Raw genomic sequence first — 18,601 nt, 5'->3', positions numbered from 1 at the left:
ACTTATTTAACCAGTTTCTTGTTTATTAATTGGACTATTTCTTTCTGTTGTTTGATAGGTATGCCTATTGAATCTAGAGGAATTTTTTTAGAACTATTTTTTGTTCTGATAAATCCATTAGACCAGTTAGAATTCATCTTAATTTCAACTATATCTTGGTAGATATATAAGGTGTTTGATTGGTTTTCTTTTAATAAAGTTAATCCCTCATTGTCTAGTTTTAAAACAGGTGTTTCTATTTGTTTTAATAGATAAAGCCCTTTTGTAAATAGAAAAGTTATAGGCACTAATACAAGCCATAAGTATTGGTTTATAGCATAAGCAGCTGTAAAGAAAACCCCTAAGAGGAGTAAAGCTATAGTAAAATAGAGCTTTGGGTTTTCTTTTTTAGAGTAAATTAAGTTCATTATTCAGCGTGTTATAAATCGACTTTAATTAAAAATACTATTGTAAATAGTAATAACAAAAGGTTAATTTATAAGCGTCTCTAATAATTTTGTATTCGTTGTAATTAGGAGTCTAACAACAAAATAATTTCAGCTTTTTTCCTTACTGAAATTGGGATTTCAACTTTGTTTTTTAAAACTAAGGCGTTGTTTTTTATAAAATTTATTTCTAATTGGTTAACTAAATAGGACTGATGAGGTCTTATAAAACCATGGCTTGAAAGTAGGTCTTCAAAATGCTTTAAATTTTTGGACGCCAAAATAGATTCTTTTTTTGTTATAATATTTGCGTAGGCACCTTCGGCTTGACAATACAAAATATCAATTAGGTTGATAAAATGAATTTTATTGGTGGTTTTAATTACAATTTGAGACGTTTTGTCTTCTTCAATATTGTCTATTAACAGCTTTAGTTCTTTAGCATTTGATACGTGTTTTTGTGCTTTGTCAATCGCATGTTGTAACTCAGAAGGATCAATAGGTTTTAATAAATAATCTAATGCATTAAATTTAAAAGCCTTTATAGCATATGCATTAAAAGCGGTAATAAAAATAAGTTTAAAATCTAATTGAGGTAACTGTTTTAGTAAGGAAAAAGCATTACCATCTTCCAACTCAATATCCAGAAGTACAATATCGGGATTTAATTGCGGAAGTAGGCGTTTGGCCTCTTTTATAGATGCTATTTCTGCGACTATCTCGCAATTAGAATACAAGATGCTTAGTAATTTTTTAATTACTATTCTCACATTTTTTTCGTCGTCTATTATAGCTACTTTAAACATTAAATTAAATTTAAATAAAACGTGACTGTTGTACCTGGACTGTTTTTATTTGAATGGATGGAAAATAATTTGCTTTCGTCTAATTTTCTTAAATGTAAGCGTTTTTTAAAGATGTCTATAGCGTGCTCTCTATCTGTTGCTTTAAGCGATTTGCTTAATCCAACACCATTATCTGTAATTTTAAAGCGCAATAAGTCGTTTTCTTTTGTGATTTTTATCTCTAAAAGTCCTTTCTCAGATTTCGGTTTTAAACCGTGTTCTATTGCGTTTTCAACAAATGGTTGTAATAACATTGGTGGTATTTTAATATAAGAAGCATCAATATTATTATCAATAGTTATGTTGTAATCAAATTTGTTTTCAAACCTTAATTGTTGTGTTTCTATATAGTTTTTTAGGGCATCTAAATCTTCTGATAAATGAATCTCCTTCTTGCTTACAAACTCAAAATTTTGTCTAATTAATTTAGCAAATTTGGACAGGTAAGACGCCGATTTTATAGGGTCGTTATCAAAAATGGTTTTTTGAATAGCAGTTAACGCATTAAAAATAAAATGCGGGTTCATTTGTGTTTGTAATACCTTTTGTTCTAAGAGGAGTTTTTCTTGTTTTAATTTTAATTTACTGTTCTTGTTTTTTTGAAATATATACAGTACTAAAAATAATAATAGACCTAGTAAAACAGCAAAGATGACTTTGTTTTTAGTATTACTATTTTTCTCTTGACTCAGCTCTTTTTCTTTATTAATAAGATTATATTGGTCTTTTATTAGTTTTATTTTTTCAATATTTTCAGCTTTGGTTAATAAGTCATTAACGGAGTCTTTTTTTGTAATATATTTTGTCGAATTTTTAAAATTTTCATTTTTAATTGCGCTTTCTAATAAAACACCATATATTTCTTTTTGAAGTGATAATCTTCCTGCTTCTTCTTCAATTTTTAAAGCCTTTAAATATAAAGAATCACATTTTTTGTACTGATTTTCCATGAAAAACACATAACCCAAATTACGGAGTGGACTTGAGTTTAAACGATTAACGTCTTTGTTTATATCAATGGCTTTTTGGTAGTACTCTTTAGCCATTTTTAAACTGTCTGATTGTTCTAATATAAAGCCAATATTGTTATAAGATGCAGATAACTCTTCCTTGTTATTGGTTTGTAATTGGATAGTTGCAGCTTGTTTTACATAGGTTATAGATTGCTCTAAATTGTTATTCTGAAAAGCAATATGCCCTAAGGAATTAAGTGCTTTTGCTTCTCCTGTTTTGTCACTAATAGTCCTAAAAATGTTTAATGCTTTTTCAATATGAATTAGGGCATTATCGTTTCTAGAAAGAAAAGCTTCAGAATCTCCAATAAGCATATTGGTTTTTGCGATAAAAATTTTATTATCTTCTTTAATAAATGAAACTAACGCTTTTTTAAAGCTTGCAATCGCTTCAATATCTTTTTCTAAATGACCAAGTGCTTTTCCTTTTTCGTAGTATAAAAGTCCTGTGTTGTGATTTGATAGAATGTCGTTTTTAGCAATACTATCTATTCTTTTTACAGATTTAGCGTAGGTTTCGGCATTTATAAATAGTACAAATGCTTCATCCGTTTTATGGCTTTGCGACGGTTTTTTTTCGCAATTAATAAAAATCAAAAATGTTGCTATTAGTAATATAAGGTTGGTTTGTTTCATTTATTATAATAAGCTAGTGTCACGTTTATTATTTACGAATATAATCTTTATACAATAAGTCTGTCAGAGTGTTCTTCTTTTATCTAAAAACTAAAGGCGCTACAAATAAGTAAAAACAGTATATTGTTAAGCTGTGATCTAAACTATTTTTATTACAAGCTTAAATCAAATACAAATATTTTTGTGTTTTATCATAAATTAGGTAAATGCCTTTTTGTATTATTTATTTTTTGTTTTTTTTTCTTAATTTTCACTAATTTATTATTGTAGGAAACAGCTTTCTTTTAGGTTAATGGAGGGCGATATGCTCTAACGTTTATGGCTAAGTTGTTTTTAATCGTAATGTTTAGAATTAATTCGCTTTTTTGATTTTATTGAATTATCTTTTTCCAATCAAACCGTTTGTTTTTTATAAAATATACAATTGTTGGATATAATTAAAAATATTATAAGACAATGTAGGGGCAGTAACTATATATTTTTATGGGTAAGTTGGAAAAAATATTAATTAAAGAATTACAAGAATTATATGGCTTTTCGGATAGTTATATAGAGTCCTTACAGGATGGTTTACTAATAACAAATACTGAGGGAAAAATACTTCTTGTAAATACTGCTTTAAGTCAAATTACAGGTTTTGATAAAACTGAATTGCTTAACGCTGATTTACCATTTCCATTTTGGCCTCCAGAATATAGAAAGGATTATAAAGCGTTATTTGAAAAACAATCTAGTGGTTATGTAAAGCGAGAATTTCAGGTAGTTTATATGCATAAAAATGGGGTTAGATTTCCCGTTTCTGTTTTTTTTGCTAGTATACTAGATGCTCATGAAAAAGTAATCGCTTATATCGGGTTTATTCAAGATGCAGAAGAGGAGATTGCTCAAAAAATTAAGAATACAACTAATAACAATAACGAAATTTTTTCTGTTTTAAATTACAGAAAAAAATATCTGGATTTGTTAGTCGAGAAAAGGACTATCAGGAAGTTAAATGATACTTTAAATAATATTTCAGACGGGTTTGTATCTCTAGATTCTAATTGGTGTTATACTTATATTAATAAAAAAGCAGCAGGTTTTTTAGGAAGGAAACCAGAATCTTTAATAGGAAAACATATTTGGACTGAGTTTCCTGAAGGTGTTGGACAATCTTTTTACAAGGCTTATCATAAGGCTTTTGAAACTCAAGAAACGATTTATTTTAACGACTATTATGCGCCATTTGACCAATGGTTTGAAAATAAAATATACCCATCTCCAGACGGAATATCCATTTATTTTAGTGACATCACTGCTCTAAAAAATGCAGAAGCATTATTAGATAAAAGTGAACAAAATTTAGAAAACATAATTAATAATATCGGAGATCCTGTTTTTGTAAAAAACGACAAGAGTCAGATGATTATCGTTAATAATGCATTTTGTAAAATGTTTAATCGTTCTAGAAGCCAACTTTTGGATCGATCAATACCAGAAGGGTTATCATCGGCTGATTGGGAAAAATTTATTGAAGTTGATAAAAAAGTACTAGAAACAGGTGTTGAGGATTTATCTGAAGAAAGTTTTAAGCTAGAAGGAAAAGAAAAACGAATCATTTCTACAAAAAAAACTAGATTTATAGATAAAGAAGGTAATAAGTTTATAATTGGTACAATAAGAGATATTTCAGAGCAAAAAAAGGTAGATGCTAATAATCAAATGCTTTTATCTCTGATTGAGACTAGTAATGATTTTATTGGCTTAGCAACTTTAGAAGGTAAACCTATTTATTTAAATGCACAAGGTAAAAAAATGATTGGGTTGCAACAAGAGGACGATTTACCTCTTAATATATCACATGTTTTTCCAGACGACAAACGTAAAAAAGTATTAAACGAGCATTCTACAGTAATTAATAGGAAAAGCGAATGGAATGGGAAAGCAACCTTTAAAAATTTAAAAACAGGACAATTATTTCCAATAGAAATGTCTGGGTTTATAATTAAGGATGAAAAGACTAATATACCATTGTCTTTGGGTATTGTAGCCAAAGATATATCTGAAAACCAAGAAGCTGAGAAAAAATTAATTAAAAGTGAGCAATTATTTAAACGCTTAACATCTAAGGCACCTGCAGGAATATTTCAAACGGATACAGAGGGTGCTTGTAATTATGTAAACAAAAGATGGTCAGAATATGCAGGACTATCTTATGAAGAGGCTATGGGGTATGGTTGGGCAGATACTGTACATCCCGATGATAAAGATAGGATTCTTGTAGAATGGCAAAAATATATGTTGTCAGATGATAATGAGATTGAAACTGAATTTAGGTTTCTACACAAAAACAAGAAGGTCACATGGGTGTCTGTTAAAACAGTTGGGATTTATGATGCTCAAAATAAGTTGTATGGTTACATTGGTATGGCTTTAGATACTACTGATAGAAAGGAAGCTGAACAAAAACTAATAAAAAGCGAACAATTATTTAGGCGTTTATCGTCTAATGCTCCGGTAGCTATTTTTCAAACAGATCAAGATGGTGCTTGCAATTATGTTAATCAAGAATGGATGAAATATTCAGGGTTAACGTTTAATGAAGCTCTAGATTCGGGATGGTGTAATGCAATACATCCAGAAGATAGAGATTACGTAATGATAGAATGGGAAAAATCAGTAGCCTCAAAAAAGGAGTTTATATTAGATTATAGGTTTCTTGATAAAAAAGGAAAGTCAACATATCTATCTGCAAAAACTACAGGTTTGTATGATACAAATAATCAATTGTATGGTTATGTTGGGATGCTAGTGGATATAACAGAACGTAAAGAAGCTGAAGAGCAAATTATTAGTAGCCAAAAATATTTAAATAATATTATTAATACTATCGGGGATCCTGTGTTTGTAAAGGATGATAAAAGTCAATTTATACTTGTAAACGATGCCTTTTGTTTAAATTTTAATCTTCCTAGGGTAGACATTATTGGGAAGAAAATGACGGATAATTTTTCTTCAGAAGTAGAAGAAAAGACTTTGAAGAGTGATAGAGAGGTATTATTAACTGGAGTGGAGAGCATATCAGAAGAAACTATTAGTTTAAATAATAATGTTAAAATTCTTTCTAGTAAAAAAACCCGATTTATTGATAGTAATGGTGATAAATTTATAATTGGGGTAATAAGAGATCTTACTGAAATTAAAAAAGCGGACGAAGAAATTAGGATGGCGCACCAACGCTTGACAACACACTTAAATAATTCTCCATTGGCGATAGTAGAATGGGATAAAGATTTTATAATATCTAGTTGGTCTGCACAAGCCGAAAACATCTTTGGATGGAAAGCATCTGAAGCTTTAGGAAAACAATTGATTGATTTAAATTTGGTTTATGAAGAAGATATACCTAAAACGGATAGTATTTCTAACGAGTTAAGAAGGGGTAAAGTAAAAAGTAACACAATAATTAACCGTAATAACACTAAACAAGGAAAGGTTATTTATTGTCAATGGTATAATTCTGTTTTACAATCTTCGGATGGAAAAGTAGATACGGTTTTATCTTTGATACAGGACGTAACAGAGCGTAAAGACGCTGAAGAAAAATTAATAAATAGCGAGCAATTATTTAAACGGTTATCATCTAATGCGCCTGTCGCAATTTATCAATCGGATAAAGAAGGGCTATGTAATTATGTTAATGAAGAATGGATAAAATATTCTGGGTTAACTTTTAATGAGTCTTTAGGTTCGGGTTGGGTAAATGCAATACACCCAGATGATCAAAATAGGGTGGTTGAAGAATGGAAATTAGCTATTAGTCAAGGAAAAGATTTAATTTCAGATTTTAAGTTATTAAATAAAAAAGGAGAAACATTATGGCTTACTGCTAAAACAAGTGGATTATATGATGTTAACAATAATTTATATGGTTACATAGGGACATTGGTGGATATTTCTGAACGAAAAAAGGCAGAATTTGAATTAGAAAAATACAGGAATAATTTAGAACAATTAGTAGCGTTAAGAACTGAGGAATTAGAAAAAGAAAAAGTCAAAGCTCAATCTGCAGATTTAATGAAATCGGCCTTTTTAGCAACCATGTCACATGAGTTAAGAACACCTATGAACTCCATAATTGGTTTTACAGGTTTATTATTAAAAGAGATTGCAGGACCATTAAATAATGAGCAGAAAAAGCAAATTAAAATGGTTAAAAATAGTGGCGAGCATCTATTAAGTTTGATTAATGATATTTTAGATATTTCTAAAATTGAAGCTGGTAAATTAAAAGTGTCATTTAGTCCTTTTTATTATCTAGCTTCTTTAGACAAAATAATAGCATTTTTAGCGCCTCAAATATCTAGTAAAGGACTCAATATTAGAACAGAAATTAGCGAGATGGATATTACTTTGGTTAGTGATGAAGGGCGTGTAGAACAAATACTTTTAAATTTGATTTCAAATGCTATTAAATTTTCAAGTCAAGGCACAATTGTAATAAAGGTAGAAGTGAAAGATAAACTATTAGTTACACAAATTATAGATCAAGGTATTGGTATAGATAATAAAGATCTTAGTAAACTGTTTAGACCTTTTGTTCAAATAAAAGCAGATAAAAACAAACAACACGAGGGTACAGGGCTAGGGCTTTCTATTTGTAAAAGTTTAATTAATAAGCTTGGAGGAACTATTGAGGTGCAAAGTGAAATAGGAAAAGGAAGTAATTTTACATTTAAATTACCATTATCATATCCTAATAATAAATAATATGAAGACAATATTAATAGTAGATGATATTTTTGAAAACCTATATCTTCTTAGGGTGTTATTAGAAAAAGAAGGGTATACGGTTATTGAGGCTAATGACGGTAAAGAAGCGCTTGATAAATTAGAAGATAATACTGTTGATCTTATTGTTTCTGATATTTTAATGCCAGTTATGGATGGTTATATGTTTTGTCAAGCTTGTAAAAAAGACAAACGTTTTGAAGCCATTCCTTTTGTGTTTTACACATCTACATATACAGAGAAGACCGACGAAGATTTTGCATTAAAATTGGGTGCTGCTCATTTTTTAAGAAAACCAACAGACCCAGATAAAATTTTAGACTTAGTCCAAATTTTATTAAAACCAGAGTCTACAACAGTTGTTTTAAAACCTAAAGAAAAATTTACGGAGCAAGAAGTTTTAAAGCTATACAGCAAACGTTTAATTAGTAAACTAGAACAAAAAAATCAAGATTTAGAAAAAGAAATTTTTGAACGTGAAAAAGTAGAACAAAAACTAATTAATGAAAACGCAATATTAGAGCTAATAGCCAATAACAAACCTATTAAGAAGGTGTTTGACCACATAATTAACAATTATGAAGCTAGTCGTCCAGATTTTTATGTCTCGATTAGTTTATTAGATGCTGATGGAATTCATTTAAATTTTATCTCTGGATCAAGTTTACCTAAGGCTTACACTAATGCTATAAAGCGAATTGCTATTGGAGAAAAAGTGGGGTCTTGCGGCACTGCAGCCTTTACAAAAAAACCAATAATTGTTTCTGATATAAGCAACCATGAACTTTGGGTGGATTATAAGGATTTAGCTTTAAAGTATAATTTAAAATCGTGCTGGTCTATTCCAATACTTTCAGAAAAAAACAAAGTATTAGGGACTTTTGCTATATATAGTAGTGCAATTAAAACACCTACTTTAGGTAATATTAAGGAGTTAAATTCAGCAGTTAATCTTGCCAAAATAGCCATTGTAAAATTTAATATTATGGCCGAGATTAAGAAAAGAGACGAGTCGTATAAAACACTTGTCAATCATGCAAGTGATGCTATTTTGACGTATTCGTTTGATGGTAAGATACATAGTTTTAATAAGGCAACATACACAAAGTTAGGTTACACGCTAAAAGAGTTTTCAAAATTACAATTAAAAGATATTGTTGTTGGCCCCATTATAGAAAGTACTGAACACTATGATAGGCTAATGTCTGGTGTCTCTGTTATTTTTGAGAAAAAACTAATTTGTAAGGATGGGACCATACTTAATATTGAAGTTTCAGCAAAAAGAGAAAAAGAAAACAGAATTCTGTCAATTGCCAGAGATATTACAGAACGTAAAAAGGCAGAAATAAGACTTTTAGAGAGTGAGCATAACCTTAGGCAGTCTCAAATAGTAGCTAATATAGGCAGTTTTACTATTGATTTAGAATCGGATTCATGGGAAAGTTCTCCCGTTTTAGACGATATTTTTGGAATTGATCAACGTTATATTAGAAACAAAGCTGGTTGGGGTAAAATTATTCATCCAGATCAAAGAGAAGAAATATTAGAACATTTTGAGAATTGTATTCAGAATAGAAAAAAATTAGATATCGAATACAAGGCAATAAAAATTAATTCAAAAAAAGAAATCTGGGTACATGCTATTGGTGAGTTGCTTTTTGATAGTAATACAAATCCAGTAAAAATAATTGGAACTACGCAAGATATTACAGAGCGTAAAAAGGCAGAGGTAAAACTTCAAGAAAGCGAATATAATTTAAGACAATCGCAAGCAGTAGCTAATATTGGGACTTTTTCGTTTGATATGGTTTCTAAAACCTGGAAATGCTCAAAAGTCTTAGATGATATTTATGGATTTAAAAATCAAAAAATTAAAATTGTTGATGATTGGGTAAGTATTATTCATCCTGAAGATAAAGATGAAGTTTTAAATCACTTTGAACATAATGTGTTAGTCAAAGGTGAACGTTTTAATAAAGAGTATAGGATTATTAGAAAAGACAATAATAAAATTGTGTGGGTACATGGTTTTGGAGAATTAGTCTTGGATAGTTTAGGAGTGCCCTTTAAAGTAATTGGAACCACTCAAGATATTAACGACCGTAAAAAAGCAGAAATAAAACTTTTTGAAAGCGAGTATATTTTAAGACAGTCACAGATTGTGGGTAACATTGGGTCTTATGCTGTAGAGTTAGATACTATGACTTGGACTAGCTCTGATGTTTTAGATAATATTTTAGGTATTGATAAGTCTTATGTTAAAACAGTACAAAGCTGGGGCGATTTAATTCACATAGAAGAAAGAGCAGAATTGTTAGACTATTTTGAATATTGTGTTAAAAATAACAAGAAGTTTAGCAGAGAATATAGGGTTGTTAGAGCAATTGATAATAAAAATATTTGGGTGTTGGGTGTCGGCGAATTACTTTTTGATAATGAAGCTAATCCTGTTAAGTTAATAGGGACAATCCAAGATATAACAAGCAGAAAAGAGTCTGAAATTTTAATCCAAGAAAGTGAAAGGTCATTACGTTTAGCGCAAAAAATAGCTAAAATAGGAAGTTTTAACTTGGATCTAAAAAATTTAGTTTCAGAAAATTCTAATACGTTTAATGATATAATTGGTATACCGTATGACAAGCCCGTAGATTTTAAATTATGGCAATCTATAGTGCATCCTGAAGACCGATTAATAATTAAAGAGGCTTTAATTAATAGTCAGAAAAGTGATCATAAATTTGATTTGGAATATAGAATACTTACTAAAGACAAAAAGGAGTTAAAATGGATTCATGGTTTAGGCGAAGTTATTTATAACCATGATAAACCTGTTAGTTTTATAGGAACAATACAGGACATTACAAGTCGTAAACAGTCAGAATTAAAACTTCAAGAAAGTGAGTATAACCTAAGACAGTCACAGATAGTTGCAAACATTGGGTCTTACACTGTGGATTTAAATACAATGACTTGGAAAGGGTCTGCCATTCTAGGAAGATTGTTTGGTATTCATAAAAAACACCCAAAAACCATGGAGGGATGGGGGCGTCTTATTCATCCGGAAGATAGAGAAGGCATGCTGACTTATATTGAAGAAGGCATAAAAAACAACATTAAATTTAATAAAGAATACAGGATACTAAGATTAGATACCAAGCAAGAGGTGTGGGTCCATGGTATTGGAGAGCTTGTTTATGACAGTGAGGGGAGAGCTGTGAAAATAATCGGGACCATGCAAGATGTTACCCAACGTAAGCTATCCGAAATTAAAATTCAAGAAAGCGCAAAAGCTTTACAAGAAGCTCAGAAGATAGCAAAAACAGGAAGTTTTAAGTTATTTATAAAAACATTACTTGGAGAAACATCCGATACTTTTAATGATATATTAGGTATTGATTATGATGCTGAAATTAATTTTGAATTGTGGAAGTCCATAGTGCATCCCGATGACAGAGTATTAATAAAGGAAGCGGTTATACAAAGTCAATTATTAAAACAAAAATTTGATTTAGAATATAGGGTTTATACAAAAAATAATAAAGAATTAAAGTGGATACATGGTCTAGGCGAAATCGTATATGACAATGGTGTTGCAGTCAGTTTTGTAGGGACGATTCAAGATATTACCGAACGTAAAAAAGCAGAGATTGAATTAAAAATTGTAAACGAGTTTACAGAAAGCTTAGTAATGTCCATGCAAGAAGGCTTGCTTATGGTTGATTTGGAGGGGACTATTATTAGAGTGAATGAGTCTTACTGTAATATGGTGGGATATTCTAATGACGAGCTTATAGGTATGGAATTACCTTATCCTTTTGCTCAAGAGAAGGACTACGAAAAGATGATGGAGATTAAGGATTTGGTTGCACAGGGTAAAGCACCGTCCTTTCAATTAGAATTTGTTAGAAAAAATGGAAGTAAGTTTATAGCATCATTTTTGGCGGGTCTAATTAGAAATGATAATGATGAGGTTATTGCCATATTTGCTTCTGTAAAGGATGTGTCTGAGGACGAAAAACTAAAAGAAACTTTAAAGGAAATAGCAATAAAATCGACGCAAAAAAAGGAAGTCATTTTACAATTAGCTAATCTAGTAGGTCAGGACTTTAATACATCACTAAATAAAATAACCGAATTATCAGCCAAAACTTTAAATATAGAAAGAGTTAGCGTTTGGAGTTTTAATAACGGTAAGGACCAGTTGACTTGTCAAAAACTGTATACTTTAGCAAGTAATAGTTATCAATCAGGATGCTCAATGTCTTATAAAGATAATCCTAAGTATTTTAAAACATTATCTAAAAATCACGCTATATTGGTGTCAGATGCGCAAAAGGACGCCATCACAAAATCAATGAATAAGGACTATTTAATGCCTAATAATGTTACATCAATTATGGATGTTTTTATTAATAGTGCTAATGGGTATTATGGTGTAATCTGTTTTGAAAATGTTGGATTACCATTAAAAAAATGGGCACCAGAAGATCAAGAATTTGCGACATCTATAGCTAGTATTGTTTCTTTAATTTTAGAAAGTACAGAGCGTAAAGTGGCGGAAAGTAATCTAAAATTAGAAAAAGAATTTTCTGAAGAGTTAATTACGTCCCTTCATGATGGGTTATCTGTTGTAGACCTTGACGGTGTGCATATAAAAGTAAATGCAGCTTTGTGTAATATGACTGGGTTTACTGAAGACGAATTACTAGGTATTAAAGCGCCTTTTCCATATTGGCCTCCAGAAGAGTATGAGAATATATATAATGCTTTTAATAACCCAATAGAAAGTTTTGGGTCTAATAAAAGATTTATTTTAATGCGTAAGAATGGCGAACGTTTTCCCGCTTCGTTTTCAGACTCAGTAATTAAAAATAAAGACGGAGAGATAGAAGCGTATTTCACCACCATAACAGATATTTCTTTAAGGGTAAAAGCAGAAAATATTTTAAGAGAAAATATAATAAGATCCGATCAACGAAAAAATATTATTATACAATTGGCAAGTCTTATTGGAGAAGACTTTGACTTGTCGTTGCAAAAAATAGCAGAAACATCAGCTCAGGCATTAGATGTAGATTTAGTGACTATTTGGAAGTATAAAAAAGGAAAAACAGAATTGCTAAGCAAACTTTTTTATAATGGACTTAATCAAGAGTTTCAGAAAGAACAACTAACAATAAAGCAGGTTAATTTTCCTAATTACTTTAGTGTATTTGAAAACAAAAACAGTATTAATATTTCGGATGTTGTTAACGATCCGATAACAAAATCGTTTTCTGAGGAGTTCTTTATACCGTACAATATATCCTCAAGAATTGATGTGGTTATTTATGGAAGGCATGATAATTATGGTATTATTAGCTTTGAAAGTACAATGCCAAAAAGAGTTTTTTCAAATGAAGATGAAAGCTTTGCAACATCTATAGCAAGTATAGTGTCATTACTAGTAGAAAGCAAAGAGCGTACTATAGCGGAAAATAGAATAGCAAAAGCTAATAAACAATTGATAGAAGCTAACAAGGAGTTGACTACTTTACGTAATCAATTAGAACAAGAAAATGTATACTTAAGAAACGAGTTAGATTTAGTATTTAACTATGAAGAAATGGTATATGGTAGTGTAGAGTTTAGTAATGTTTTAAACGAAATTGAAAAAGTAGCACCAACCAAAGCGACTGTTTTACTACAAGGAGAGTCTGGTACGGGTAAAGAGTTGTTAGCAAGAGCAATACATAATACAAGTACAAGAAATAAGAAACCATTAATTAAAGTCAATTGTTCTGCTATACCAAGAGAGTTGATAGAAAGTGAGCTTTTTGGTCACAAAAAAGGGTCTTTTACAGGCGCGTTTAGCGATAAAGTAGGAAAATTTGAATTAGCAGATGGTGGAACTTTATTTCTAGACGAAATAGGTGAGTTGCCTTTAGATATGCAACCAAAAATTCTAAGATTCTTGCAAGAAGGAGAAATTGAAGTCGTTGGTGGCGCTGTATCCAAAAAGATTGATGCTAGAGTTATTGCAGCAACTAACAGAAATTTGGTAGAAGAGATTCAGAAAAAACAATTTAGAGAAGATTTATACTTTAGGCTTAATGTCTTTCCAATAGATGTACCTCCTTTACGTAAACGTAAGGATGATATACCTTTATTGGTAGAGCATTTTGTAGATAAATTTAATAAAGCTTACGAAAAGAATATAAAGTTTATTCCGGATGAGGCTATGAGTAAGTTAAGAGCTTACAATTGGCCAGGAAATATAAGGGAACTTGAAAACCTAATTGAAAGAGCATCAATACTTTCTAACAGTGATACTTTAAGTATTCCTGGTTTTGAAACTACAAACCAAAAAACAAAGCAACGTATTAATACTTTAGATCTTACTATGGATACTGTTATGCGTAATCATATACTTCAAGTCTTAGAAGAAAGCCAATGGAAAATTAGTGGTGCAAAGGGCGCTTCTAGTGTGTTGGGACTAAAACCTAGTACCTTACGCGATAAAATGAATAAATTAGGTATTAAAAAGCCTGATTAAAATAACGGTATACCGTGACTTTGGTGTTTTTGCTTAAAAATTTAACGGTATACCGACGCTTATAATTTTATTAAAAAAAACCAAATAAATTATAAATAACTAGTAACCAGTGTTTTATGATTTATTTTTGTTTCCTTTTTATTTGTGGCATCCCTATTGGATTATGTTTTTCAAATAAATAGTTATGGAGAACGAAAGGCTAGTAAATAATTTTAAATTTTGGGTGGATAAGGAGATTATCCATTGCAAGATATTTAACAATTTTGATGGAACAAAAGAAATAGACGATTTAGAGAATATATTTTTAAATCAGATATTTAAACTATCAGGGGATGTGCACATGCCTATCTTATTTGATATGGAAGATCTTAACTTTACAAACGCGATTAAGGTTTTTAAGTTTTTGTCTAATAATACGTTAATTAAATCTTTAGTGCTTTCTAAAACTTTTTTAGTACACTCTTTACCTTCTCAAATTAGTTTAAATATACAAAGCTTTTTATGTAACCCAGGAGCTCCTGATTTAATTTTTAAAAATTCTAAATCTGCAGTTAAGTTTTGTATTAATGATACCAGAACTTATAACTCCCTAAATTAATATGTCAAATATTATAACAATAGGACACGCCAAGTTTTGGAAAGAGTATAATAAATCTGTGTTTTTTCAATTTAGTGATGATGATGCCTTTCATAATCTAGATTTAAATACAGCAAAAAAGTACATAGACGTCATGGTTAAATTATGCGACGGAAAACCAATGCCTTTTATTATAGATCTTAGAGGTTTTCGCGGGACGTTCTCCACGGAAGCAGCTAGTTTTATTGCAAAATCTCCTATACTAGAAAAGTTAAGAATCTCCCAAGCATTTATTGTCAACTCTATAGGCACCAAACTATTAATAGCATCTTATAAAAGACTTTACGATCCCATTACACCCTATCATGTTTTTTCTGATTTGGGATTGGCAGAGCAATATTGTTTAGAAACTAAAAACGAATTTCATGGAAGCTGTTAAATATTTTTTACCACATAATTTAAACGATGAAGTTATATCGCTAATTAATGATAATTCTATTATCACAATTACAGATGCTTTAGGGCGTGTAGAATTTGCGACTGATAAATACTGCGATGTTTTAAAATGTAGAAGTTTTAGAGTTATAGGAGAAACTCATGAGTTATTAAGATCGCGTTTGCACACTGGAGCAATTTATAAAGCCCTTTGGAGGACCATTAAAATGGGGCAACAATGGAATGGTATTTTAAGCGAAACATTGCATGATGGTAGTGTTGTGTACTTAGATACTACCATTATTCCTATAGAAAATGATATAGATAAAAACACTAAATATTTAGCCTTGTATAATGATGTAACTAAGTTACATAAGCAAAAAGACGACCTTTTGGAGATTAAAACAGAAACTGAAAGCTTTTTAGAAAGCCTGCCATACAACGTGTTTATAATTACAAAACACGGTAAAATTTTAAATGTAAACAAAAGCTTTTGTAGTATTTCTAGAGCAGAATTATTAGGAACGTATTTGTATGATCATGTAGAGTTACCAACATTTGATTTCTTTAAAAAAAATATAGACTTTGCGTTTTCTACTAAAAACATCAATCAGTTTGAAACCTACAAATTTGATAGAAAAAGTAAAAAGCGTTTTTACAAAGTAACTGTGGCTCCAATTTTTAATGAATTAGGCGGTATGTTTTCTGCCACAATAACCATTCAAGAAATAGTAAAAAATATAATGATAGAATGTTCTGAAGAAGAATAAAATGTCCTAATTAATCCATTAGAACTAAGTTGTTTTACGAAAATAAAGAAACATATAATAGCTAGCCCCCTCTTCAACCTAGTATTATTTTATTTCAAATCGCTATTTAATTCATAAAAAACTTAAGCCACTAATAATGAGACAATCTTACATTAAACTACCGTTAAAAACACTATTGCTATTACTTTTTTTGTGTTGTAACTATTCCTCACTTGCTCAAGTAGGTATTGGAACAACATCTCCCAATAGCTCTTCTATATTAGATGTTACGTCAACAGACAAAGGCTTGTTAACGCCCAGAATGACTTCAACCGAAAGAATTGCTATTGCAACTCCTGCAGATGGCTTATTGGTATATGATACAACAGAAAGTGCCTTTTATTATTATAAAGTAAGCGTTTGGACTAGAATGGATTTTGAGAAGCGTAATAATCATAAGTTAATTAAGTCTGCTGCGGATTTAAGCGAGGAACTGTCTAATGGAGGTGGAAGCGAATATTTATTGTCTTCAAATACTTTGTATGAAATAAATGGAACAATTCTGCTAACACAATCTATCAATTTAAATAACGCCTACATTATTGGTTTAGATACCAACGAGGATATTTTAGTAAAAACAGGAGGAACTATGTTTGTAGGTACTTCAGGAGGAAGTATTAAAGGCCTAACGTTAACAGCTCCCGGAGGGACCATTTTTAATTTATCAGGATCTAGTTCTGATAATCTTGTTTTTAGAGATGCTGTAGTGGCAAATTCAGCTTCAGTTGGTACTATTCAAGGGTTTGGGTTAGCTTTTTTAAGTATTGTTCAATTTTCAGGAAACACAACTGGTATTACATATAATAATATTGATGAATTATTGTTGAGTAATATGGGATGGTTGTCAACAAATTCTGGTACTTATGAGACTTTCACAGGGTCTTTTGGTATTCTAGAAAAGCAAGGCGGGTTTTCTCAAGTAGATGGTTCTGCTATAGGTATAGACGTAAGTAGTAATCCCGTTGTGGAAAATGGTGTATTAACAGCTGCTAGTTTTAGTGGCTCCAGCACGCAGTATGTAAAAAGATACTCTTCAGGATCTTATGTGGGCTATAATTTTGATAATTCGTGGACGGTAGATTGTCCTGGTATACCAGTGGAATCAGACCAAGTGGCTTCAGGGAATATTTATTATAATGGGGCATTAACATCAGGTTTTGCTCAAACATTTAGCAGTGGTTCAGGAACGGATCGTAATTTAACAGGAAACAGTGGTACAAATACGACAACTGCTGTAAACTTACTTAGAATGTCTTCTCCTCAAAATAATAGATTAACTTATTTAGGAAAAAAAACTAGAACATTTCAAATTAACGCAACCGTATCTGCGAGGGGGTTAACAAGTGTGGGTAATTTTTATGCTTTTTATATCAAAAAAAACGGAACTAATACATTGGTAGAAACCAATACTGTAATGCGTGTAAATGATTTGTTAGATGTTACTAGTAATGCCATTTCAGGAACTGTGGAGCTTGCACCTGGAGATTATATAGAGATTTGGACACAGCGGTTATCAAATAGTGTAATATCCACTAATCTTGCAGTATTCTCATTAAACCTTAATATCAAATAATTAATAGCATTTTTTTGTTTTGTTTAGTAAAGGTAAAACCTTCTATTTAGTAATTAAATAGGAGGTTTTTAAAATTATAGCAATTAATAGTCAATTTAATAAGCAGTATAATTATTTCAAAAAAATATTGGCTTATCTTGCAGCGTTTTATTTGTAGTTAAGACAAATAATATAATAAATTACAATCATGGATAGAAGTCGTAATAACGAAGACAGAGTAGCACAAATAAATAAGGTAGTAGAAGATTACTTTAACACACATACAGATACAGATTGGATACCAGCAAAACAGATCATGTCAGATCTTGTCGCAGCAGGTGTTTTTGTAAAGGATCAGAAAAAGGGATTACCACTTCGTAAAGTATTACGTGCTTTAGATAAAGAAAATGCTTTAGACACTATTCCGTTATTACATCCAGAAAGAACAGATACAGCAGTGTATTGGTATTTTGTAAGAGCAGGTGCTAAGTTTCCTAAAAACGAAGCTATAACTCAAGTGTCTAAAAAAGATACAGCAAAAGCAAAAAGAGAAAGTACAGACGAGTTTTATATCGTTAATTTGTGTGATGAGATTTTAAAGGAAGGTGCATCACGTAAGCACACGTTTTCTTGGTTATTTGGAGACATGCATAAAAAAGGTAAAACAAGAACATTATTACCGGTAGCAGCGTTTTATGAAGAAGCTAATTTAGTTATTGAATTTGCTGAAAAGAAACACAAAACGGAGGCACAATTAGCAAAACTAGAAGAGTTGACTGTAAGTGGTATTACTAGAGGTCAGCAAATAGAAAAGTACAATCACAGAAGAAAAGAGATGTTAGCAAAAAAGGATATCAATTTAATTACAATTGATTACGCTTTATTTGAAACGGAAAACAAGGGTAAATTAGTACGTAATACAGCTGAAGATACTACGTTACTTAAAAAAATATTGAAACAGTATATTAAATAAAAAGCAATTTTAAATACTATACTTTCCTATC

10 protein-coding genes are annotated in these 18,601 nt (G+C 30.6%); 7 read left to right on the top strand and 3 right to left on the bottom strand.

The genetic code is table 11. The annotated features are described in order from the left end of the window. Nucleotides 1-2: 2 nt before the first annotated feature. The 3 genes from BMZ09_RS06970 to BMZ09_RS06960 all read right to left on the bottom strand — a co-directional run bounded on the left by BMZ09_RS06970 (nucleotide 3) and on the right by BMZ09_RS06960 (nucleotide 2,919). A complete protein-coding gene (locus BMZ09_RS06970) occupies nucleotides 3-407 on the bottom strand; it encodes a hypothetical protein (RefSeq protein ID WP_090838859.1) in 405 nt (134 codons plus the stop codon). 104 nt (nucleotides 408-511) lie between these two features. Next, nucleotides 512-1,231 carry a LytR/AlgR family response regulator transcription factor gene (locus BMZ09_RS06965; RefSeq protein WP_090838857.1) on the bottom strand — a complete coding sequence of 240 codons (720 nt, stop codon included), beginning with the start codon at nucleotides 1,229-1,231 and terminating at the stop codon, nucleotides 512-514. Then, nucleotides 1,231-2,919 (bottom strand): tetratricopeptide repeat-containing sensor histidine kinase, encoded by a 1,689-nt coding sequence (locus tag BMZ09_RS06960; RefSeq protein ID WP_090838853.1) that lies wholly within the window; start codon nucleotides 2,917-2,919, stop codon nucleotides 1,231-1,233. The genes BMZ09_RS06965 and BMZ09_RS06960 overlap by 1 nt, the downstream gene beginning before the upstream one ends. Nucleotides 2,920-3,402: 483 nt before the next feature. Between BMZ09_RS06960 and BMZ09_RS06955 the strand changes: the two genes are divergently transcribed. The 7 genes from BMZ09_RS06955 (at nucleotide 3,403) to BMZ09_RS06895 (ending at nucleotide 18,570) form a co-directional block, all read left to right on the top strand. Then, on the top strand, nucleotides 3,403-7,668 hold the full coding sequence (locus tag BMZ09_RS06955; protein ID WP_090838851.1) for a PAS domain S-box protein: 4,266 nt from the start codon (nucleotides 3,403-3,405) through the stop codon (nucleotides 7,666-7,668). A gap of 1 nt (nucleotide 7,669) precedes the next feature. Next, nucleotides 7,670-14,224: a PAS domain S-box protein gene (locus BMZ09_RS16325; RefSeq protein ID WP_245741097.1), complete on the top strand. Its 6,555-nt coding sequence runs from the start codon at nucleotides 7,670-7,672 to the stop codon at nucleotides 14,222-14,224. A 184-nt stretch (nucleotides 14,225-14,408) separates the two neighbouring features. Then, a complete protein-coding gene (locus BMZ09_RS06915) occupies nucleotides 14,409-14,822 on the top strand; it encodes a hypothetical protein (protein ID WP_090838849.1) in 414 nt (137 codons plus the stop codon). 1 nt (nucleotide 14,823) lies between these two features. Continuing rightward, complete coding sequence (locus tag BMZ09_RS06910) at nucleotides 14,824-15,240, top strand: DUF7793 family protein (RefSeq protein ID WP_090838847.1); 417 nt, start codon at nucleotides 14,824-14,826, stop codon at nucleotides 15,238-15,240. After that, nucleotides 15,227-16,006, top strand: coding sequence for a PAS domain-containing protein (locus BMZ09_RS06905; RefSeq protein ID WP_090838845.1), 780 nt, complete (start codon nucleotides 15,227-15,229; stop codon nucleotides 16,004-16,006). Before BMZ09_RS06910 ends, BMZ09_RS06905 begins: the two co-directional genes overlap by 14 nt. A gap of 136 nt (nucleotides 16,007-16,142) precedes the next feature. After that, nucleotides 16,143-17,618, top strand: coding sequence for a hypothetical protein (locus BMZ09_RS06900; RefSeq protein WP_245741095.1), 1,476 nt, complete (start codon nucleotides 16,143-16,145; stop codon nucleotides 17,616-17,618). 187 nt (nucleotides 17,619-17,805) lie between these two features. Beyond that, nucleotides 17,806-18,570, top strand: a complete 765-nt coding sequence (locus BMZ09_RS06895) for a hypothetical protein (protein ID WP_090838843.1) — start codon at nucleotides 17,806-17,808, stop codon at nucleotides 18,568-18,570. Nucleotides 18,571-18,601: the final 31 nt, after the last annotated feature.

The organism is Olleya namhaensis (assembly GCF_900114005.1).
GTDB lineage: Bacteria > Bacteroidota > Bacteroidia > Flavobacteriales > Flavobacteriaceae > Olleya > Olleya namhaensis.
Note: the sequence above shows the minus strand (reverse complement) of the source record. Positions and strands in the feature narration are given on the sequence as shown.

What these genes read in the sequence shown, in the direction of transcription:
- BMZ09_RS06970 (WP_090838859.1), bottom strand. Translation starts at nt 407, where the DNA reads ATGAACTTAATTTACTCTAAAAAAGAAAACCCAAAGCTCTATTTTACT.
- BMZ09_RS06965 (WP_090838857.1), bottom strand. Translation starts at nt 1,231, where the DNA reads ATGTTTAAAGTAGCTATAATAGACGACGAAAAAAATGTGAGAATAGTA.
- BMZ09_RS06960 (WP_090838853.1), bottom strand. Translation starts at nt 2,919, where the DNA reads ATGAAACAAACCAACCTTATATTACTAATAGCAACATTTTTGATTTTT.
- BMZ09_RS06955 (WP_090838851.1), top strand. Translation starts at nt 3,403, where the DNA reads ATGGGTAAGTTGGAAAAAATATTAATTAAAGAATTACAAGAATTATAT.
- BMZ09_RS16325 (WP_245741097.1), top strand. Translation starts at nt 7,670, where the DNA reads ATGAAGACAATATTAATAGTAGATGATATTTTTGAAAACCTATATCTT.
- BMZ09_RS06915 (WP_090838849.1), top strand. Translation starts at nt 14,409, where the DNA reads ATGGAGAACGAAAGGCTAGTAAATAATTTTAAATTTTGGGTGGATAAG.
- BMZ09_RS06910 (WP_090838847.1), top strand. Translation starts at nt 14,824, where the DNA reads ATGTCAAATATTATAACAATAGGACACGCCAAGTTTTGGAAAGAGTAT.
- BMZ09_RS06905 (WP_090838845.1), top strand. Translation starts at nt 15,227, where the DNA reads ATGGAAGCTGTTAAATATTTTTTACCACATAATTTAAACGATGAAGTT.
- BMZ09_RS06900 (WP_245741095.1), top strand. Translation starts at nt 16,143, where the DNA reads ATGAGACAATCTTACATTAAACTACCGTTAAAAACACTATTGCTATTA.
- BMZ09_RS06895 (WP_090838843.1), top strand. Translation starts at nt 17,806, where the DNA reads ATGGATAGAAGTCGTAATAACGAAGACAGAGTAGCACAAATAAATAAG.